Origin of the sequence: Nocardia amikacinitolerans (genome assembly GCF_900215415.1) — a bacterium.
GTDB classification, from domain to species: Bacteria; Actinomycetota; Actinomycetes; order Mycobacteriales; family Mycobacteriaceae; genus Nocardia; species Nocardia amikacinitolerans.
On sequence record NZ_OBEG01000001.1, the window covers coordinates 199528 to 219796 of the forward strand.

A 20269-nucleotide genomic window follows, 5' to 3' on the forward strand; every position below is an offset into this window, starting at 1 on the left:
ATTCGAATGCGCGCTCAGAACCAGTCGTCGCGCATTTCCAGCGTGGTGCGGTCCAGCGCGTCGAGCAGGTCCAGCTGCGGACCGGTCTTGGGCAGCTCGTAGCGGAAGAAGTAGCGAGCCGCGGCGCGCTTGCCTTCGTAGAAGTCGCCCTCGTGGTCGGCCGCGGCCACCAGCTGCTCGAGCCAGATCCACGCGACCACGATGTGGCCGAACGCCTCCAGGTAGATCGTCGAGTTCGCCATCGCGGCGGCCGGGTCGCCCGCGGCGAACATGCCCGCGGTGACGAGCAGCAGCCGCTGCCAGGACGAGTCGAGCTCGACCGCGAATTCCTCGGCGTCGCCGCCCTTTTCGGTGGCCGCCTCGATGGTCGCCGCGATACGTTCGCCGAGCAGGCGCAGCGAAGCGCCCTCGTGCTGGATCACCTTGCGGCCCAGCAGATCCAGTCCCTGGATGCCGTGGGTGCCCTCGTGGATCGGGTTGAGGCGGTTGTCGCGGTAGTGCTGTTCCACGTCGTACTCGCGGGTGTAGCCGTAGCCGCCGTGCACCTGGATGGCCAGGCTGTTGGCCTCGAGACACCACTGCGAGGGCCAGCTCTTCGCGACGCCGGTCAGGATTTCCAGCAGCAGTGTGTGCTCGCGAGCCGTCTGCTCGTCGGCGGTGCGGCGCAGGTCGACCAGCCGGTTGCAGTAGAGCAGCAGCGCCAGCGCGCCCTCGACATAAGCCTTCTGCGCCAACAGCATTCGCTTCACGTCGGCGTGTTCGATGATCGGGATCTGCGGCGCGGCGGGATCCTTGGCCGTCACCGCGCGGCCCTGCTGCCGCTGCCTAGCGTACTCCACCGACTTGAGGTAGCCGGTGTAGCCGAGCGCGGTGGCGCCGAGGCCGACGCCGAGCCGCGCCTCGTTCATCATGTGGAACATGTAGGACAGCCCGCGGTGCGGTTCGCCGACCAGGTAGCCCACCGCGCCCGCAGCGCCGCCGGGCGTGTGCCCGCCCTCGCCGAAGTTGAGCACCGTGTTGGTGGTGCCGCGGTAGCCCATCTTGTGGTTGAGTCCCGCGAGCACGACGTCGTTGCGCTCGCCGAGCGTGCCGTCCTCGCGCACCAGGAACTTGGGTACGACGAACAGCGAGATGCCCTTGGTGCCCGCCGGACCGCCCGGGATCTTGGCGAGCACCAGGTGCACGATGTTCTCGGTGAGCTCGTGATCGCCGCCGGAGATCCACATCTTCGACCCGAACAGCCGGTAGCTGCCGTCGTCCTGCGGCTCGGCGCGGGTCACGATATCGGCCAGCGACGATCCGGCCTGCGGCTCGGACAGGCACATGGTTCCGGTGAACCTGCCCTCCACCATCGGGCGCACGAAGCGCTCGATCTGCTCCGCGGAGCCGTGCGCGGCGAGCAGGTTGGCATTGCCGACGGTCAGGAACAAGTAGCCGGTCGTGCCGACGTTGGCGGCCTGGAACCAGCTGAACCCGGCGGCCTCCACCGCGGCGGGCAGTTGCAGCCCGCCGATCTCCTCGTCCATGCCCGCGCCGAGGAGATTGGCCTTGGTGAACGCCTCGACGGCCGCCTTGACCTCGGGGATGATCGTCACCCGCTCCCCGTCGAAGGTCGGCTCGTTGCTGTCGTTGCGCTTGTTGTGCGGCGCGAAATACCGGGTGGCGATGTCCTCGCACAGATCGAGGAAGCCGTCGAAGGTCTCCCTGGAATGCTCCGCGAAGCGGGGGAGCGCGGTCAGTTCCTCGACCCGCAGCCATTCGTACAGCAGGAAGTCGAGATCCCTGCGGGAGATCAGGTTGGAGCGCACGGCCATCCTCTCGCGACGTCACTACCGGGCGCGGAACCGGCCCGGGGTATTTGGTACGTTACTACCAACGTGTCGCGAATTGACAGCTATCACGCGCCACCCGCGGCGACCGCCACCGCGTCGAGGAGCGTGCTGCGCCACCCGGCCCGGCAGATCAGCAGATCCGGCAGATAGGGCCGCGGGCGGTTGTATTCGAGCGGGCTGCCGTCGACGCGCGAGGCGTGCAGCCCGGCGGCCAACGCGACGCCGACGGGCGCGGCGGAATCCCATTCGTACTGGCCACCGGCGTGCAGGTAGGCGTCGGCTTCCCCGCGCACCACCGCCATCGCCTTGGCCCCCGCCGAACCCATCGGGACCAGTGTCGCGCCGACGGCGTCGGCCACCGCGCGCGCCCACGCGGGCGGTCGCGAGTCGCTCACCAGTAGCCGCGGTTCGTCCCGGACAGGGGTGTTCGAGCTCGGTCGGTCGCTGACGTGCACCTTGCCAAGCGCGGGCTGCGCGACCGCCGCGGCGGTGATGCCGCGATCGCGCTCCCACAGCGCGACGTGCACGGCCCAGTCCGAGCGGCCGGGCATGGCGTATTCGCGGGTGCCGTCGAGCGGGTCGATGATCCACACCCGGTCGGCGGTGAGCCTGCGCGGGTCGTCCGCGGATTCCTCGGAGAGCACCGCGTCACCGGGCCGGGCCGCGGCCAGTTCGGCGAGGAGGAAGTCGTTCGACAGCGCGTCGCCGCGCTTCCCGAGATCGGGCAGGCCTTCCCCGCGCAGGGCACACAGCAGGCTTCCCGCGCGGTCGGCGAGATCGGCGGCGAGACGGGCATCGGTCATCATGGTCAGTCCAGAGTGTCCAGCAGGGCGAGCACGGTCGCGGCCATGGCGGCCGGGTCACCGTCGGTGGGACGCAGCGCCAGATCCGGTGCCATGGGCGCCTCGTATGGGTCGTCGATGCCGGTGAAGCCGCGGATCTCACCCGCACGCGCCTTGGCGTACATCCCCTTGGGATCGCGCGCCTCGCAGATCTCCAGCGGGGTGTCGACGAACACCTCGACGAACGGGATACCCGCCGACTCGTGCGCGGCGCGCACCCGGTCGCGGTCGGCGCGATACGGGCTGATCAGCGAAACCACCGCCACCACACCGGCTTCGGCGAACAGCCGGGCCACCTCGCCGACGCGGCGGATGTTCTCGACCCGATCCTCTGCGGAGAAGCCGAGATCGGCGTTCAAGCCGTGGCGCAGGTTGTCGCCGTCCAGCAGGAAGGCAGGACGCCCCGACGCCACCAGTCGCCGCTCCAACTCGACGGCGACCGTGGACTTTCCGGATCCGGAAAGCCCCGTCAGCCAGACCGTCGCGCCGCGGGTCGCGCGTTCGTCGCGTTCCACCGCCGTCGAGTGCCAGACCACCCGCGAGGCGGGCAGCGTCGCGCCGGTGATCATGCCCGCGGCGACCGTGTTGTTCGTCGCCTCGTCCACCAGGATGAAGCTGCCGGTGGACCGGTTGCGGCGGTAGGGGTCGAAAAGCAGCGGTTGTCTGGTGCGCAGCTGAATGCGTCCGATCTCGTTGAGCGACAACGATTCCGCGTGCTCGTCGCGGTGCAGGGTGTTGACGTCGAGCCGGTAGTCCAGGCTGCGGACCTCGGCGGTCGCGGCGCGGGTGGTGTGGCGGACGGTGTACGTGGCGCCTGGGGTCAGCGCGGAGTCCTCGGCGAACCAGCAGACCATGGCGTCGATGTCGCGGCCGACCAGCGGGCGATTGGCGGGGCGGCAGATCAGATCGCCGCGGGAGATGTCGATCTCGTCGGCGAGCTGCATGGTGACCGCCTGCGGCGGAAAGGCTTCGGCCACCGCGACGCCGCCGGGACCCCAGATCGCCGCGACCGTGGTGGTGAAACCCGAAGGCAGCACGGCCACTTCGTCGCCGGGCTTGAACACCCCGCCCGCGACGGTGCCCGCGTAGCCGCGGAAATCCTGGGCGTGGTTGCGGGTCACGTACTGCACGGGGAAGCGGGCGTCGATGAGGTTGCGGTCGGAGGCGATGTGCAGGTCCTCCAGGTGATGCAGCAGGGGAGTGCCTTCGTACCAGGGCATGCTCGCGCCCCGGTGCACGATGTTGTCGCCTTGCAGCGCCGAGACCGGGATGAAGGACAGGTCGGCGACCTCGAGCTTGGTGGCGAAGCCGGCGAATTCCTCGCGGATCTCGGTGAAGCGCTCCTGGGACCAGCCGACCAGATCCATTTTGTTGACGCACAACACCAGGTGTGGGATCCCGAGCAGGCTGGCGAGGAAGGCGTGGCGGCGGGTCTGCTCGACGATGCCCTTGCGCGCGTCGACCAGGATCAGCGCGACATCGGCGGTGGACGCCCCGGTCACCATGTTGCGGGTGTACTGGATGTGGCCAGGGGTGTCGGCGATGATGAATTTGCGCCTGGGCGTGGCGAAGTAGCGGTGCGCGACGTCGATGGTGATGCCCTGTTCGCGCTCCGCGCGCAGGCCGTCGGTGAGCAGCGCGAGGTCCGGGTACTCGTCGCCACGCTCGCGGCTGGTGCGTTCCACGGCGGCGAGCTGATCGGTGAAGATCGTCTTGGAGTCGTAGAGCAGACGGCCGATCAGTGTCGACTTGCCGTCGTCGACGCTGCCCGCGGTGGCGAGACGCAGCAGGGTGGTGGCCATCAGAAGTACCCTTCTCGTTTGCGATCTTCCATGCCCGCCTCGGAGATGCGGTCGTCGGCGCGGGTGGCGCCGCGTTCGGTGACGCGCGCGGCGGCCACTTCGGTGACCACCTCTTCGGGGGTCGCGGCGGTGGACTCCACGCATCCGGTGCACGTCGCGTCGCCGACGGTGCGGAAGCGCACGGTCGTCTCGTAGGGCTGTTCGCCGTCGAGCAGGCGCAGGAACCTGGTGTGCGCCAACAACATTCCGTCGCGCTGCACGACGGGCCTGCGGTGTGCGTAGTACAGCGAGGGCAATTCGATCCGCTCGGCCGCGATATAGCTCCAGATGTCGAGCTCGGTCCAGTTCGAGAGCGGGAACACCCGGATGTGCTCGCCGGGACGGTGCCTGCCGTTGTACAGATTCCACAGCTCGGGACGCTGGGCGCGCGGATCCCACTGGCCGTATTCGTCGCGGAAACTGAAGACCCGCTCCTTGGCGCGTGCCTTCTCCTCGTCGCGGCGGGCGCCGCCGAAGACCGCGTCGAAGCGCCCCTCGCGGATGCTGCGCAGCAGGGTGCCTGTCTGTAGCCGGTTGCGCGAGGCGCGCGGGCCGGTGTCCTCCACGACCCGGCCCGCGTCGATATCGTCCTGCACCCGGCCGACGATCAGCCGCAGACCGAGGCGCTCGACGGTGCGGTCGCGGAACTCGATGACCTCGTCGAAGTTGTGCCCGGTGTCGATATGTAGCACGGGGAACGGCAGCGGCGCGGGCCAGAAGGCCTTGGCCGCCAGGTGCAGCATCACCACCGAATCCTTGCCGCCGGAGAAGAGCAGCACCGGTCGTTCGAAGGTGGCTGCCACTTCACGGAATATGTGCGCCGACTCGGCCTCGAGCGCGTCCAGATGGGGCAGCTCGTAGGTGCTCGCCGTCGACTTCGCGTACTGGCTCACGCTCCAAAACTAGAACACGTTTCGGTGTGTGGTCAACGGGGCGATCGCGACGAGGTTCGCTCGGCGCCGGCGCTTTCGACCGGTTTGCGGCCGCCCGACGCGCTCGTCACCGCGTCCGCCGCGGCCACCAAAGCCGCTCCGCGACGGGCGATCTCGGCCCCCGTGATGGACGCGCCGACGTACATCGTGAGCACCATGTTCTGCCTGCCGTCGCCGCCGTAGGTGGGTGCGGCGAGCAGGCTCACCGGGTGCTCCTTGCGCGGTCGCAGATCGGCGCCGAGGTACACCCGCTCGCCGAGGCTGGTGACCAGCTCGCCGACCAGTTCACGCAGCTCGTCGGGCAGATCGCGGGCCGCGACACCGGCCAGCAGCGAGTACAGCCGCCGCCCCGCCGCGGTGAGGCTCTCGACCAGGTAGCCGCGCTCGCGGCATTCGGCGACCACCTGGCGCAACCGCGCCTCGTCCTGCTGGAGCGGCACGGTGGGCGGGGTGGCCAGCCACGCGTCGAACGCGGCGTCGGTGTCCCACAGCACGTACATCAGGCCGACGGGCGGCGCGAAGTGGTACGACGCGCCCATCTTCACCATCCCGGGCCCCGTGCTCTCCAGTACCGAGATCCGGTCCCCGACCACGGCCGACGCGGTGCAGGTCGTGCGGTACCTGGCGCTGAGTTCGGCCAGCTCACCGCGGGCGATGGCCGAGATCGCGAAGCTGTCCTGGGCGACCCGGCCCGCCGCGATCAGCGCGGGTCCGAGGCCGTAGACGTGCGTGTGCGGGTCGCGCACCAGGTAGCCGCCCGCTGTCAGCTCGGTGAGAATGCCCAGGCAGGTGGGCTTGGCCATGCCCAGTTCGCGGGCCAGCTCGGAGAGTCCGAAGCGCTTGCCGCGCTGCTCGACGAGGAAATCCAGCAGCTGGACCACCCGTTCGGTGGGGGCGGATCGGCGCGCGACCATGGACAACTCCTAGAACACGTTCTAATCTTTCTCGTATCGAAATGTACCAGAGCGGTACATATTTGGACCACCCGGGAGAGCCTCTTGCTGACCCAGCCGTTCGCGGACGCGATCGCCGCCGCCGAGCAGATCATCACCGAAGCGCCACACATCAGGACCGAACAGGATCTCGTCGAGGGCTACGACTACCTGGCGGGCAGCATTCGCGCGGCCTTGCAGATGGCGTGGGCCTACGAGCGGGACTTTCCGTTCTTCGTCCAGTCGACCGGCCCGTACACCAAGATGGGCCTGGACAACCCGGACACCCTGTACTTCCACTCCTACCTGCGGCCGGACGCGGAATACCTGGTGACCGGCTCCCGCGGCACCACGCGGGACCTGAGCTTCCAGGTGCTCAACGGCAACTATTCGCCGGTCGACGTGCCCGACAGCGAGACCGCCTTCGACGACCGCGCCTTGGACGTCGCCCCCGACGGCACCTACCAGTTGCGGCTCGGACCGGGCGAGGCCCGCCCCGGTTACGTCCACCTCGCGCCCGACTCCGCGATGCTGGTGGTGCGCGAGGTGTTCAGCGACTGGTCCACCGAGAAGCCGGGCACCCTGCGCATCCAGCGCGTCGACACCATCGGCTCCGCGCCGCCGCCGCTGACCAAGGATCTGCTGACCAAGCGCTACGGGATCGCGGGCAAGATGCTGCTGTCGCGGCTGAAGACCTTCCTGGCCTTCCCGGAGTGGTTCTATCTGAATCTGCCGGTGAACACGATGACCGAACCGCGGTCGACCCCCGGCGGCCTGACCACCCAGTTCTCCTCGGCGGGTCACTACGAACTCACCGACGACCAGGTCATGATCATCACGGTGCCCAAGTCGGACGCGCCATACCAGGGCTTCCAGCTGGGCAGCATGTGGTACCTGTCGCTGGACTACATCAACCACCAGACGAGCCTCACCGCCGACCAGGCGCGCGTCGATCCGGACGGCATGATCCGGCTGGTGGTCAGCGAGCGCGACCCCGGGCTGGCCAACTGGATCGAGCGCACCGGGCACGCCAGGGGCTATCTCCAGTTCCGCTGGCAGCGGCTGTCCAGGGATCTCAAACCCGAGGACGGTCCGACCGTGGAGATCGTGGAGTTCGACGAATTGTCCACGCGGCTGCCGTATTACGAGCAGGCGCGGGTGACGCCCGAGGAGTGGAAGGCACGGATCGCGGCCCGTCAGGTCGCCGTCGCGGAGAGGATGCTCGGCTGATGTTGTTGCAGGACAAGGTGGTTGTGGTCTCCGGCGTGGGGCCGGGGCTCGGCAGGGCCATCGCGGTGCAGGCGGCCAAGGCGGGCGCGGACTTGGTCCTCGCCTCGCGCACCGAATCGCGGCTGACGGAGGTCGCCAAGGAAATCGCCGAGATCGGCAGGCGCGCGGTGGTGGTGCCCACCGACATCAACGACGAAGTGGCGGTCACCAACCTGGTCGAGACGGCGACGAGCGCTTTCGGCCGGGTCGACACATTGGTGAACAACGCCTTCGCGATTCCGCCGCTCGCGGATCTCGCCGAGGTGGATCTCGATCAGGTCCGTGCGGGTTTCGAGACGAACGTGCTTGCCGCGTTGCGCCTGACCCGGATGTTCGTGCCCGCGCTCACCGAGACGAAAGGCTCGGTGGTGATGATCAATTCGGCGGTGCTGCGCCATTCCCGACGCACCTTCGGCCCGTACAAGATGGCCAAATCCAGCCTGCTCGCGCTGGCCCAGAGCTTGGCGACCGAGCTGGGTCCCAAGGGCATCCGGGTGAATTCGGTGGCCCCGGGCTACATCTGGGCCGACAACCTGAAGTGGTATTTCAACTACCTCGCCCAGCAGCGCGGCATCACGCCGGAGGAGGTCTACGCCGAGACCGCCTCGACCATCGATCTGCGCAAGCTGCCCGAGCCCGACGAGATCGCCGACGCCGTCGTGTTCTTCGCCTCGCCGCTGGCGCGCGCGATCACCGGCGCGTGTCTGGACGTCAACGGCGGCGAGTACCACCACTGATGAGGAGAGAGCAGAGCATGATCGGCAGGGACGACGTCGGCACCGTCGAGGATCTGCACGCCTCGGCCACCAAGGTCGTCGGGCTCGACGACTTCGGCGACGACGCCTATCGCGAAGGGCTGCAAGTACTTCTGGCGTCCTACGCCGAGGACGCGGAGCTGACGCCGTTCGGCAACAAGGTCAACCGCGCCTTCCTGCGCGGCGCGCTGATCGCCAGGCTGCTCAGCGAGAACGCCTGGCAGCGCCACCCCGAACACGCGGAGGTGGCGATCGAACGGCCCATCTTCGTCACGGGGCTGCCGCGCTCGGGCACCACGGCCGTGCACCGGCTGCTCAACGCCGATCCGGCGCACCAGGGCTTGGAGATGTGGCTGACCGAGATGCCGCAGCCGAGGCCGCCGCGCGAGACCTGGGCCGACAATCCGGTGTATCAGCGCATCGAGGCGGCGTTCGAGAAGCACCACGTGGAGCATCCGGAATTCATGGGCGTGCATCACATCTCGGCCGATCAGGTGGAGGAGTGCTGGCAGCTGCTTCGGCAGTCGGCGATGTCGGTGTCCTACGAATGCCTCGCCTACCTGCCGGGGTATTCGGAATGGCTGGCCGGTCGCGACTGGACCGACGCCTACCGCAGGCACCGCCGCAACCTGCAACTGATCGGTCTGCCGGACGCGAATCGCCGCTGGGTGCTGAAGAATCCGAGCCACCTGTTCGCCTTGGACGCCATCTTCGAGGTGTATCCGGACGCGTTGATCATCCAGATGCACCGCGATCCGCGCACCATCATCGCCTCGGTGTGCAGCCTCAACGAGCAGGCCTCGGCGGGGTGGTCGGAGAAGTTCCGCGGTCCCGTGGTCGGCCGGACGCAGCTGGATCTGTGGGCGCGCGGCGCGCAGCGGTTCCTGGAAGACCGCAAGCGGCACAACGCCGCTCAGTTCGTCGACGTCTACTACGACGATTTCGTGGCCGATCCGATCGGCACGGTGGGCTCGATCTACCGGCACTTCGACATTCCACTGAGTACGGAGGCCGAGGCGGCGATGGCCGCGCTGCACACGGAGAGCACGTCGGGGGCAGCACGGCCGTCGCATCGGTACTCGCTGGACGATTTCGGCCTGACGGTGGACCAGGTCGACGAACATTTCGGCGAGTACCGGGCGGCGCACTTCCCGGACCGCTGAGCAGTTTCGCCGGTCGGCGGCACCGTCGACCGGCCAACCTGACGCACACGGCCAAGTTGCACCGCATGCAATTTCGGCTGTAAGGGGGTAGTGGTCCTACGAATCATGCTGCGAAGCAGCACTTTTCACCTTCGAACCCCGGATTCCATTCTGGATAAGACATCCGGCGCACGATTGCGCTGAGCGCAATCCCCGGGTGATGCCGTCATCCGCGGTCACCTGTACCAAGACGGTACCGCCTCGATGCCCCACCTGCCACCGATGAAACGCGGGTCCGCATCCCGAGTCTTGCGGGAGTGTCGGTTCTCGGAGCCCGGAGGCTCAGGACCCGGCTTCTATGCTGACGGGCATGTCAACGGATCTGGGGTTCCTCTGCTCGTGCTGCGGACAGGAACACGACGGACTGCCATTCGGCTATGGCACGGTCGCGCCCGCCTACTGGAACGAGGACCTCGAAGGCAGCCCGGGCAACGTCCTCGATGGCGAGCACTGCGTCATCGGCGGGGAACACTTCTTCATCCGGGCTCGCCTGGTCCTGCCGATCGTGGACGCGGAGAACGACTTCGAGTGGGAAGTGTGGGTTTCATCGAGCAAGTCCAACTTCGACCGTGCGACGGAGCTGTGGACCAGCCCGGAGCGAGTGCAGGAGCCACCGTATTTCGGCTGGCTGTCCACCGAACTGCCCACCTACGAACCGACGACCCTGAACTTGAAGACCAAGATGCACAGCCAGCCCGTCGGTGTTCGTCCGACGGTGGAGCTGGAACCCACCGACCACCCGTTGGCCGTGGAACAGCGAACAGGCATCACTCTCGCCCGCGTGCAAGCCATCGCTGAACAGCTGCTCCACCCTCGACACTGACGACCGGAATCCGAGTTCGGCACTTCTCGCACGGTTTCCCCGCGAGACCTTCCGCCGGGCCGCCGCGCGTCATAGCGTTGAGTTATGGCAGCAAGGCCGCGACGCCTTGTTCTCGCCGACGTCATCGTCCGGTGGCGTTCGGCGTGGGTGCCGGGCGGTGCCGGGCTGTCGATGGGCGTGCACACGGCGGAGAGCGCCCCGATTGTGGCGTGGCGGCGCCCCGCTTCTGCCCCTTCCCGGTGCCGTCCCGCTGAACGGAGAGCCGAACCATGAGTGCGAACCGGGAGCCCGCGATCGCGGTGATCGGTGCGGGGATGTCGGGCATCTGTATGGCGATCACGTTGCTGCGCGCGGGTTTTCGCGAGGTGACGATCTTCGAGAAGTCGGACCGGTTCGGCGGTACCTGGCGTGAGAACACCTATCCCGGGTTGACCTGCGATGTGCCGTCGCGGTTCTACCAGTTCCGCTTCGCGAAGAATCCCGATTGGTCGCAGTTCTTCGCGCCGGGTGCCGAGATCGAGGAGTACTTCACGCGGGTGGCGCACGAGTTCGGGCTGCCGGGTAGAACACGGTTCGGCGCGGAGGTCTGCGGTGCGGAGTTCGAGAACGGGCGATGGACTGTGACAACCGCGCGGGGGGAGCGGGAGCGCTACGACTTCGTGCTGTGCGCCACCGGCATCCTGCACCACCCCCGCACGCCGGACCTCCCCGGCTTGGCCGACTTCGCGGGCGCGGCCTTCCACTCCGCGCGCTGGGACCACAGCGTCGAGCTGACCGGCAAGCGCGTCGGCGTGCTCGGCACCGGCTCCACGGGCGTGCAGATCGTGACCGATCTGGCCGGAAAAGCGAAGCCCCTGACCATGTTCCAGCGCACGGCGCAGTGGGTCGCCCCGCTGCCGAACGGCCGCTACTCCCGGCTCACCCGCGCCGCGCACCGCCGCTACCCGGTGCTCGACGAGCTCGGCTACGCCGTCACCCACCGGATCTTCGAGTTCCTGATGGGCGCGCTCACCGAACCGGGGCCGAAGCGGAAGCTGGTCGGCGGGTTGTGCCGGGCGAATCTGCGCTCGGTGCGCGACCCCGCCCTGCGCGCCGCGCTGACGCCGGAGTACGAGCCGATGTGCAAGCGGCTGGTGATCTCCGGTGGCTTCTATCGCGCGGTGCAGCGTCCCGACGTGGAGGTGGTGACCAGCGCGGTCGATCACCTCGTGCCGCGCGGTGTCGTGACGGCCGACGGCCGCGTGCACGACCTGGACGTGCTGGTGCTGGCGACCGGCTTCGACGCGCACGCGTTCATGCGGCCCATGGGGATCGTCGGCGTGGACGGCCGGACGCTGGAGCAGGCTTGGGCGGACGGCCCTCGGGCATTCGAAACCGTTGCGCTGCCCGGCTTTCCGAACATGTTCCTGCTGATCGGACCGCACAGCCCGGTGGGGAACTACCCGCTCACCCTCATCGCGGAGACCCAGGCCGAGCACATCCTCGGCTGGATCCGCCGGTGGCGGGCGCGCGAGTTCGACACCGTCGAACCCACCGAGGCCGCCACCGAGCACTACTACGCGCAGCTACGTGCGGCACTGCCCGAGACGGTGTGGGCCACCGGCTGCCAGAGCTGGTACCTCGGCAAGGACGGCAACCCGGAACTCTGGCCGTGGACACCAGCCCGCCACCGCGCGCTCATGGCGCGCGCGCCGGACCCGGCCAACTACCGGTTCGCGGGTGCCACGAAGTGACCGGCGGTTACTGCTGGCCCGGCTTCAGGACGATGAACAGGCCGTTGGCCTCCGCGCACAGGCGGTCGCCGTCGTGCAGGGTGGCGCGGACGTAGACTTTGCGGCCCTCCTTGCGCTCGGCCCACGCGTGCAGCCGCAGCTCGGTGTTCAACGGGGTGATCGAGCGGTAGTCGACGGTGAGCGAGGCGGTGCGGGTGACCGCGCCCGCGTGCACCGCGGCCGCCATGCCGAGCAGGTCGTCGAAGCCGATCGCGATCTGGCCGCCGTGCGCCGCCCGGTTGCCGCCGAGGTGATAGGTGCGGAAGGTGATGCGAGCCTCCACGCCGTCGCGGTCGGCCCGGTCCACCACGAAGGGCGGCAGCGTGATGTTGCCGCGGGCGGGCAGGTCGACCCGTGTCCAGGTCGGTGCGGACCACTCGTCGACGACGGCGGCGTCGAGCTTGTCGTTGAGCTCCTTGAGGATGGCGATGGTCTCCAGCGCCAGCTCGTCGGACGGCGACGACAGCCGCGCCCGGTCCATCAGACCGCGCACCTGCTCGATGAAGGCGCCGTAGTGCGGCCCGCCGCGGGAGATGTCGACGTCCTGGTTCGCGGCGTCGATCAGCTCGGTCATCGGCCGGAATCCGCCCTCGTGGTGCTCTTCGGTCGGTAGCCGGTCGCCCGGTAGCGCGTCGCCGGCCCGCTGTTCGTTCATGAGAACAAGTTATCGGTTGCCCGTCGGATGCTCCCGCGGCGGGGGCGGCCGCGGGAGCGGTCCGGTTCCGGCGGCCCCCGGCCATGACCGGAATCCGCTGCCCCTACGCTGGGTACCCGATCACCCATCAGGTCTACCGAATACACCACGCGAGCTCGGCGCCGCCGGTCCGTGACCGCCCGGCGGTCGTGCTCTCGCGAACGGCGAAAGGCGTTGCACCGATGCGTATTACGGCAGTCGTGTTCGACATGGACGGCGTGCTGATCGATTCCGAGCCGGTCTGGGAGCGGGTGCGGCGCGAGTACGTCGCCGAGAAGGGCGGTCGCTGGCTACCGGACACGCAGAAGCGACTGATGGGCATGAGCACGGGGGAGTGGTCGGAGTACCTCAGCGGCGAGCTCGGGGTCGGCGAGCCGCCCGAACGCGTGGCCGACGACGTCATCGAACGGATGGCCGCGCAGTACGACCGCAGCGTCCCGTTGCTGCCAGGAGCGGTCGCCGCGGTGCAGCGGATGAGCGAGAACTGGCCGCTCGGGGTCGCCAGCTCCTCGCCGAGGACGCTGATCGACACCGTGCTCGGGCGCACGGGGCTGATCGAGTTCTTCGACGTGACGTTCTCCACCGAGGAGGTCGACCGCGGCAAACCCGCGCCTGACGTGTACGTGGCGGTGGCCGGATTCCTGCGCAAGAAGTCGACCGACTGTGCGGCCGTGGAGGATTCGAGCAACGGGCTGCGCGCCGCGCACGCCGCGGGCATGCGGGTGATCGCCGCGCCGCGCCCGGAGTATCCCCTCGATCCCGACGCGCGGGCGCTGGCCGATCAGGTCATCGACGGGCTCGACGAACTGACTCCCGCGCTGGTCGCGGGGAACTGAGCAGAACGCCGGTCAGCGGCGGTACGACTCGAGCAGGGTGCGGGCGGCCGCGGTCAGGTCGGCGTCCAGCCAGTCCGGCAGCGCGGGGGCGTGCGCGTGCCTGCGCAGCGCGGCGTAGGGCAGGTCGACGACCGCGCGGCTGACCGCGTCGATCTCCCGGTGCCCGTCCGCGCCGAGCAACTCGCGCGTGACGCGGCGCAGTTGCTCGAACAACCGGGCGTTCATCGCCTCGAGCCGGGCGTGGAACTCGTCGTCCGGGCCGCCGTCGAGCAGGTCGCGCGGGCGCAGCTCGAGCAGCAGCCGGGCGTCCTCGGGCAGCTCACGACCGAAGCGGATGGCCGCACCGGCCATGGCGACACCGGCCTCGACGGCATCGGCGTGGTTCGCGGCCGCCAGGGTTCGCTGCTGGAAGCGATCCAGCGAGCGAAACCAGACCGCGGTGAGCACGCCGTTGCGGTTGCCGAAGCGGTGGTACAGCGTGCCCACCGGCGCGCCGCTGGCCTTGGCGATGGCCGCCACGCTCGCCGCGCGGGGGCCATCGGCGAGCACCAGAGCGCGTGCTGCGTCGAGGATCACATCGGTGTCGTGCTTGCGGGGTGGCGCCATCTACTAGTACGTTCCTTCTATATGGAGCGATTGTCCTATATCGACCAGCATGCCAGAGAAGTCGACGCGAATCGCGACCGGACCTGGAAAGCGCTGCTGAAAGTCATGTGCAAGGACCCTCACGATCCCGCCAGCGTGCCCTCCGGCTTCGTCTTGGACGCCGCCGACGAACCGGCCAGGTTCGCGATGAGCGGGCAGCACTGGTTCTCCCGTTACGAGCTGATCTTCGAACTCGAGGACCAGGGGCAGGGCAGAACCAGGGTCCTGGCCACGAGTCGAGGGGATTTCCCTGGTCTGCACGGCAAGATCTATCGCGCGCTGGTGGTCGGCAGCGGTGGTCACGCGTTCATGGTGCGGCGCATGCTCGGCCGAATCGTGGCCGCCGCATGATCACCGGAACGCGCTGGGGCGCAACCGAAGCCGAACGTGACGACCCGCTGCCCTGCGACGAGCTGGAACCCACCGGCCTGCAAGCGGATCGGGCCATCAGTATCGCCGCGCCGCCGACGGTGGTGTACAGCTGGCTGTGCCAATTGCGGGTCGCCCCATACAGTTACGACCTGCTGGACAACTGGGGTCGCCGCAGTCCTCGGGTGCGCGACCCGCACCTCACCGAACTCGAGGTCGGCCAAGAGTTCATGTCGGTCTTCCGGCTCGACTCGTTCGTCCTCGGCCGCCACATCACGCTCGTCTCCGGACGGATCGCCGTCACCTACGCCGTGCGCCCGGAGGGTGCGGGCACTCGGCTCGTGGTCCGCGCGCGTTTCGGTACGCCGCCGATCGTCGACCGGCTGCTCGCCTTCGGCGACGTCTTCATGACCCGCAAGCAACTGCTCACGCTGCGCGAGCTGGCCGAGGCCGAAGCGCGGCGGACGGTCACCGGGCCCGAGTGAACGGAATGCGGCGGCGAAGAGCGTTCAGCGCTGCCGCTCCGCGGCTGGCTCGCGCCAAGGCGTGGAACTGCCAGCTGTCCCCGCCTGGGACGATCCCGCCGGATTGCAGTGCGTCGAGCAGGTCGAACAGCGTCTCGCCCTCGGTCATCAGACCCGCGGCGTCGAAGTGATACCGGTCCACGGCTGCGCACTGCACAAAGGCGCCGTTGCCGTGGATCGCGGGGGCGGTGTCGTCGTAGGGGTAGAAACGCAGACTTCCGTCGAAATGTCCGCTGCCCAGGTAGCGGACGATGATCCGCGTTCCGCCCTCTGGCGTGAGATCGACGTAGACCTGGCCGGGAAGTGGATCGTATCGCCAGTCGGGGAGGGCGTCGAAGAACGCGAAGTTGTACTTCACGAACTCCTCTTGCCCGACCAGCGTCCGACCGAACGTCGTCGGATCCTTGTATCGCACGTCCGCCGTGTACAACTCGTGGTTGAGCGACATATCGCGCATCAGCCAGCTCCACCAGTACTTCTTGGCCCATTCGACGGTCCAGCCGATGTCGATTCCAAGGGTCCGGTAATGGGCGACCTTGCGATCGAAATCCTCGAACCATCGGCGAGTCATGGCGTTGAGCTCGGCCTCACCGAGCACCCGGACCCGGCCGCCCGCGCGATTGCCGCTCAGGAACTCGGGCACCGGTTGCCGCAGTCGGGGCTGGGCGAGTGCTTCCTGGAACAGCGCTTCATCGAACATCGGAGCTCCTCCGGGGCGTGCGCCGATCGCACTAACTAGAAACGGTCGTTTCTCGTGTCACCGTACCTTTGTGCCCGTTCTAGAATCAACCGTTTCCTGTTGATGTCCGAGAGGAGGTGTGCGGCGGTATGGCGGATGTCCCGCGCGAATCAGCCCGCGCGAAGGTGTGGCGCGGCCAGACGCTGACCGATCGCGCGCGCGAACGGCATGCGCAGCTGTTGCGAGCCGGATTCGAGCTTTTGGGCACCGAAGGCACGTCGGGTGTGACCGTTCGCGCGGTGTGCAGGCACGCCGGGCTGAGCCCGCGCTACTTCTACGAAAGTTTCACCGACACAGACGAGTTGACGATCGCCGTCTATGACCGATGCGACGCCGAACTGGCCGCCGCGATGTTCGCGAACGCGCAACGTGCCGATCTCGCCGCAGCGGTCGCTGCCGCCGTCGGAGCGGCCGCCGAGTTCTTCGCGGCCGACCCGCGACGCATCAGGATCTTGCTGCGCGAGCCGCTCGCCAACGAGGTGCTCAGGAACCGGCAGGCCGAAGTCGTTCCCGAGCATCTGGCCGCCGCCGTCGCCGCCGTCTTCGAGTTGTTGGACGCCGACGCCGCGCACCCGGATCCCGCCGAACTCGCGATGACGGCGAGCGCACTGTCGGGCGCTCTCGTCTGTCTCGTCCTCGACTGGGCCGACGGCAGGCTCGCCGTCGGCATGCCGCAGTTGGTCGATCACGCGACCCGGCTGGTCGTCACGACGATGACGGACCTGGCGCAGGGACGAGCACGTTCGGCGCGGTGATCGGTCAGGGCGTGAACGTGTGCAACGCATCCACCTTCGCCCGCGCGGTCCAGCGCCCGCGGTCGTAGGCGACCTCGACGGGGTGGTCGAACGCCGCGGACACATTGGCGGTGGTCAGCGTCTCGCGGGCGGGGCCCGTCGCGACGGTGCGGCCCTCGGCGATGAGCAGGGCGTGGGTCGTGCTGGTCGGCAGTTCCTCGAGGTGGTGGGTGACCAGGACCGAGGCGACCTCCGGATGGGTGCGGTCGAGGTTGTCGATCGTCTCGAGCAGTTGTTCGCGCGCGGCCACGTCGAGACCGGTGGTCGGCTCGTCGAACAGCAGCAGCCGGGGTTCGGCGACGAGCGCGCGGGCGATGAGCGTGCGCCCGCGTTCGCCCTGTGACAGCGTCGGCCAGCTGTTGTCCCCCTTGCCCTTCAGACCGACCGACTCGATCATGGCGTCCGCCCTGCGCACCTGCTCGGCGGTGGGCGTCCAGCGCATCGGGGTGTCGATGGTCGCGGTGAGGCCGGTGAGCACGACCTCGCGGACGGTGAGCGGGTAGCGCAGGGGGTGTCGAGGGTTGACGTGACCGATGGCGTGGCGCAGCGCGGCTAGTTCGACCCGCCCCATCCGCTCGCCGAGGATATGCACCGCGCCCGAGGTCGGGAAGGTGACGGCGCCGCAGAAGCCGAGCAGGGTGCTCTTGCCCGCGCCGTTGGGGCCGAGCAGTGCCCAGTGTTCGCCCGCGCGCACGGTGAGCGAGATGCCGTCGATGATCTGCTTGCCCTCGCGGCGGAAGGTCACGTCGGTCAGCTGGAGCACGGGCGCGGTCACGGGTGTTTCCTCCTCGGAACGATCACGAGAACGCCGCCTTCAGGGCGGTGAGATGGGCACGGCTGAATTCGGCTGCCGCCGTGGGGTTTCGGTGCGCGATGGCGTCGACCAGCCGGATGTGCGCCTCGTGGTCCTCGGATTCCGACGGCACGGGGCGGATCTTCAGCATGTCGATCATGGCCTGGCGCAGGCGCGGCAGGAAGGTGTCGAAGAGCTGGGTCAGCACATCGTTGTGCGCGGCGACGATCACGGCGCGGTGGAACGCCATGTCGGCGTCGACGTGCTCGTCGACCGGCTCGCCCCGGGTCTCCCGCGCCGAGAGCGCGCGGCGGATCGTGCGCAGGTCCGCGGGTGTGCGCCGGGTGGCGGCGAGCGCCGCGGCCTCGGCCTCGATGGCGATCCTGGCCTCGATCACCGACGCGATGGCGGCGCGGCGCAGCACCGCGTCCCACTCCTCGGTCACGTCCAGCGCGGTGACGAAAACGCCCGCGCCCTGGCGGCTGTCCAGCACGCCCTTGCCCGCCAGTTCGCGGATGGCCTCGCGCAGCGTGGAGCGGCCGACGCCCAGCTGAGCGGCCAGGGTCGTCTCGCCGGGCAGTCGGTGCCCGAGCGGCCATTCGCCCGCGCGAACGCGGGCGAGCAGCAACTCGGCCGCCTGCGCGGCGAGCGGGTGACGGCGAACCTGCGGGACCATCGAACCTCTCTACTTGTCTGAGGAGTTGTGTAGAGTCTAGCCATCATGACGCGCATGCTTCTGCTCGGCCGCCACGGCGGGGCCTGATTCGACCGGCCGCCCCGCCGTGGGGCTTCGTCGTGGCCGGTCACCTCTCGTATGCGCAGGCCGTCCCGGCCGGAAAGCAGACCATGACAACGCGTGTTCTCCCCACCGTTCACACCCCGGAAGGCCCCGTCGCCGACGGTGCGCCGCACTGGAACAGACAGCGGCACTCCGCGATGCCGTCGCACCGCTATCGCGCCGTCTACGACCGGGTGGAAGTACCCCTGACACAACGTGATTGGCCGAACGCGCGGATCACCGCGGCGCCCCTCTGGGTCCCGGTCGATTTGCGCGACGGCAACCAGGCGCTCGCCGAGCCGATGGACCCCGAACGCAAGCGGCGCTTCTTCGAGCTGCTCGTCGCCATGGGCTACAAGGAGATCGAGGTCGGCTATCCCTCGGCCTCGCAGACCGATTTCGATTTCGTCCGGCTGCTGGCCGAGACCGAGCTCGCGCCCGAGGACGTGACCATCGTCGTGTTCACCCCCGCCCGCCGCGACCTCATCGAACGCACGGTGGAATCGGTGCGCGGCCTGCGCAACGAGGTCGTCGTGCACATGTACACGGCCACCGCGCCGACCTGGCGGGAGGTGGTGCTCGGCAGGGACCGCGACGCGTTGCGCGAGCTGATCCTGGCGGGCGGGCGCGATGTGCTCGAGTTCGCCGGTGATCTGCCCTCGGTGCGTTTCGAGTTCTCGCCGGAGGTGTTCAACCTGACCGAACCCGATTACGTGCTCGACCTGTGCGACCGGATGACGACCCTGTGGGACGCCACCCCGCAACGACCGGTCGTCCTGAACCTGCCCGCGACCGTCGAGGTCGCCACCCCGAACGTGTACGCCGACCAGATCGAGTACATGCACCGCAACCTGGCCCGCCGCGACAGCGTGATCCTCTCGGTGCACCCGCACAACGACCGAGGCACCGGCGTCGCCTGCGCGGAACTGGCGGTGCTGGCGGGCGCGCAGCGGGTGGAGGGCTGCGTCTTCGGCAACGGTGAGCGCACCGGCAATGTCGACCTGGCCACGCTGGCGTTGAATCTGCACGCGCAGGGCGTCGATCCGATGATCGACTTCTCCGACGTGGACGAGATCGCCCGCACGGTCGAGTACTGCACGCGCATGCCCATCCACGAGCGGCACCCGTACGTCGGCGCCCTGGTGCACACGGCCTTCTCCGGTACCCACCAGGACGCGATCAAGAAGGGCATGGCCGAGCACCGCGCCCGCGCCGCGGCGACCGGACGCCAGGAGCGCGAGATCGATTGGCGGGTACCGTATCTGCCGATCGACCCGGCCGACCTCGGCCGTTCCTACGACGCCGTCGTCCGGGTCAACTCGCAATCCGGCAAGGGTGGCATCGCCTACCTGCTGCACACCGAGTACGGCCTGGACCTGCCTCGGCGGTTGCAGATCGAGTTCGCCCGCCGCGTCCAGGCGCACGCCGACGACACCGGCCTGGAGATCGCCGCGGCCGAGTTGCACGAGCTGTTCACCGCCGCGTACCTGGACGACCCGGAACCCGCGCCGGTGGCGCTGAAGGAATGGCGCACCGGTGCCGCGAGCACGGACATCACCCTCACCGTCGACGGCGCGACGTCGACCACCGAGCATCGCGACGTCGGGCCGGTCGAAGCACTCACCGAGGCGCTGGCCGCGGCGGGGCTGCCGGTGCGGGTGCTCGGCCTGACCCAGCATTCGATCGGCGCGGGCAGCGACAGCACCGCGATCACGTACCTGGAATACCGGATGGGCGAGCGGACCGGGTGGAGCTGCGGACGCGCCGACTCGGTGCTCGGGGCCTCGCTCGCGGCGGTGATCCGTGCGGCCAATCGGGCGGCATCGTCCCGCTGAATAGCGGCAAAACGCCCGCCGTGTCGGCCATACGTGCGAAGGTATTCGGCGTGGTGCGGCAC

General features: G+C 68.8%; 19 protein-coding genes and 1 pseudogene. 10 read left to right on the forward strand and 10 right to left on the reverse strand.

What is annotated here, in order from left to right; genetic code table 11:
- Positions 1 to 14: 14 nt before the first annotated feature.
- The 5 genes and pseudogenes from CRP45_RS01005 to CRP45_RS01025 all read right to left on the reverse strand — a co-directional run bounded on the left by CRP45_RS01005 (position 15) and on the right by CRP45_RS01025 (position 6361).
- Positions 15 to 1808 carry an acyl-CoA dehydrogenase gene (locus CRP45_RS01005; protein WP_097244479.1) on the reverse strand — a complete coding sequence of 598 codons (1794 nt, stop codon included), beginning with the start codon at positions 1806 to 1808 and terminating at the stop codon, positions 15 to 17.
- Positions 1809 to 1909: 101 nt separating this feature from the next.
- Positions 1910 to 2638, reverse strand: a pseudogene (locus CRP45_RS01010) (3'(2'),5'-bisphosphate nucleotidase CysQ); the annotation flags it as partial.
- A 2-nt stretch (positions 2639 to 2640) separates the two neighbouring features.
- On the reverse strand, positions 2641 to 4476 hold the full coding sequence (gene cysC / locus CRP45_RS01015) for an adenylyl-sulfate kinase (protein ID WP_097243395.1): 1836 nt from the start codon (positions 4474 to 4476) through the stop codon (positions 2641 to 2643).
- Complete coding sequence (gene cysD / locus CRP45_RS01020) at positions 4476 to 5408, reverse strand: sulfate adenylyltransferase subunit CysD (protein ID WP_097243396.1); 933 nt, start codon at positions 5406 to 5408, stop codon at positions 4476 to 4478. Before cysD ends, cysC begins: the two co-directional genes overlap by 1 nt.
- Before the next feature lie 32 nt (positions 5409 to 5440).
- Positions 5441 to 6361, reverse strand: a complete 921-nt coding sequence (locus CRP45_RS01025; protein ID WP_067779059.1) for a helix-turn-helix domain-containing protein — start codon at positions 6359 to 6361, stop codon at positions 5441 to 5443.
- Positions 6362 to 6445: 84 nt separating this feature from the next.
- On the opposite strand from CRP45_RS01025, the gene CRP45_RS01030 reads away from it, so the two are divergent.
- The 5 genes from CRP45_RS01030 (at position 6446) to CRP45_RS01050 (ending at position 12161) form a co-directional block, all read left to right on the forward strand.
- Positions 6446 to 7609: a hypothetical protein gene (locus tag CRP45_RS01030; RefSeq protein WP_097243397.1), complete on the forward strand. Its 1164-nt coding sequence runs from the start codon at positions 6446 to 6448 to the stop codon at positions 7607 to 7609.
- Complete coding sequence (locus CRP45_RS01035) at positions 7609 to 8385, forward strand: SDR family oxidoreductase (protein ID WP_097243398.1); 777 nt, start codon at positions 7609 to 7611, stop codon at positions 8383 to 8385. The genes CRP45_RS01030 and CRP45_RS01035 overlap by 1 nt, the downstream gene beginning before the upstream one ends.
- Before the next feature lie 17 nt (positions 8386 to 8402).
- Positions 8403 to 9566 carry a sulfotransferase family protein gene (locus CRP45_RS01040; protein ID WP_097243399.1) on the forward strand — a complete coding sequence of 388 codons (1164 nt, stop codon included), beginning with the start codon at positions 8403 to 8405 and terminating at the stop codon, positions 9564 to 9566.
- Between the two features lie 349 nt (positions 9567 to 9915).
- Entirely contained in the window at positions 9916 to 10428 is a 513-nt protein-coding gene (locus CRP45_RS01045) for a DUF2199 domain-containing protein (protein WP_067779056.1), read from the forward strand.
- A gap of 269 nt (positions 10429 to 10697) precedes the next feature.
- On the forward strand, positions 10698 to 12161 hold the full coding sequence (locus CRP45_RS01050; protein WP_097243400.1) for a flavin-containing monooxygenase: 1464 nt from the start codon (positions 10698 to 10700) through the stop codon (positions 12159 to 12161).
- Positions 12162 to 12168: 7 nt separating this feature from the next.
- On the opposite strand, the gene CRP45_RS01055 is transcribed toward CRP45_RS01050, so the two are convergent.
- Positions 12169 to 12855 carry a PaaI family thioesterase gene (locus CRP45_RS01055; protein ID WP_097243401.1) on the reverse strand — a complete coding sequence of 229 codons (687 nt, stop codon included), beginning with the start codon at positions 12853 to 12855 and terminating at the stop codon, positions 12169 to 12171.
- Positions 12856 to 13076: 221 nt separating this feature from the next.
- Here CRP45_RS01055 and CRP45_RS01060 point away from each other — a divergent pair, with 221 nt between their 5' ends.
- The gene (locus tag CRP45_RS01060; RefSeq protein WP_067779053.1) at positions 13077 to 13730 is read left to right on the forward strand and encodes an HAD family hydrolase; all 654 of its coding nucleotides are present in this window, start codon (positions 13077 to 13079) and stop codon (positions 13728 to 13730) included.
- A gap of 12 nt (positions 13731 to 13742) precedes the next feature.
- On the opposite strand, the gene CRP45_RS01065 is transcribed toward CRP45_RS01060, so the two are convergent.
- On the reverse strand, positions 13743 to 14336 hold the full coding sequence (locus CRP45_RS01065; protein WP_097243402.1) for a TetR/AcrR family transcriptional regulator: 594 nt from the start codon (positions 14334 to 14336) through the stop codon (positions 13743 to 13745).
- Positions 14337 to 14357: 21 nt separating this feature from the next.
- On the opposite strand from CRP45_RS01065, the gene CRP45_RS01070 reads away from it, so the two are divergent.
- Positions 14358 to 14726 carry a hypothetical protein gene (locus CRP45_RS01070; RefSeq protein ID WP_097243403.1) on the forward strand — a complete coding sequence of 123 codons (369 nt, stop codon included), beginning with the start codon at positions 14358 to 14360 and terminating at the stop codon, positions 14724 to 14726.
- Positions 14723 to 15229 carry a hypothetical protein gene (locus CRP45_RS01075; protein ID WP_097243404.1) on the forward strand — a complete coding sequence of 169 codons (507 nt, stop codon included), beginning with the start codon at positions 14723 to 14725 and terminating at the stop codon, positions 15227 to 15229. Before CRP45_RS01070 ends, CRP45_RS01075 begins: the two co-directional genes overlap by 4 nt.
- Here CRP45_RS01075 and CRP45_RS01080 read toward each other — a convergent pair.
- The gene (locus CRP45_RS01080; protein ID WP_097243405.1) at positions 15213 to 15968 is read right to left on the reverse strand and encodes a hypothetical protein; all 756 of its coding nucleotides are present in this window, start codon (positions 15966 to 15968) and stop codon (positions 15213 to 15215) included. The genes CRP45_RS01075 and CRP45_RS01080 overlap by 17 nt on opposite strands.
- 128 nt (positions 15969 to 16096) lie before the next feature.
- Between CRP45_RS01080 and CRP45_RS01085 the strand changes: the two genes are divergently transcribed.
- Entirely contained in the window at positions 16097 to 16762 is a 666-nt protein-coding gene (locus tag CRP45_RS01085; protein ID WP_097243406.1) for a TetR/AcrR family transcriptional regulator, read from the forward strand.
- Positions 16763 to 16766: 4 nt separating this feature from the next.
- On the opposite strand, the gene CRP45_RS01090 is transcribed toward CRP45_RS01085, so the two are convergent.
- Together CRP45_RS01090 and CRP45_RS01095 are read right to left on the reverse strand one after the other, a co-directional pair.
- Positions 16767 to 17576 carry an ABC transporter ATP-binding protein gene (locus tag CRP45_RS01090; RefSeq protein ID WP_097243407.1) on the reverse strand — a complete coding sequence of 270 codons (810 nt, stop codon included), beginning with the start codon at positions 17574 to 17576 and terminating at the stop codon, positions 16767 to 16769.
- 22 nt (positions 17577 to 17598) lie between these two features.
- Positions 17599 to 18270 carry a FadR/GntR family transcriptional regulator gene (locus CRP45_RS01095; RefSeq protein WP_097243408.1) on the reverse strand — a complete coding sequence of 224 codons (672 nt, stop codon included), beginning with the start codon at positions 18268 to 18270 and terminating at the stop codon, positions 17599 to 17601.
- Positions 18271 to 18530: 260 nt separating this feature from the next.
- Between CRP45_RS01095 and CRP45_RS01100 the strand changes: the two genes are divergently transcribed.
- A complete protein-coding gene (locus tag CRP45_RS01100) occupies positions 18531 to 20207 on the forward strand; it encodes a 2-isopropylmalate synthase (RefSeq protein WP_245909981.1) in 1677 nt (558 codons plus the stop codon).
- Positions 20208 to 20269: the final 62 nt, after the last annotated feature.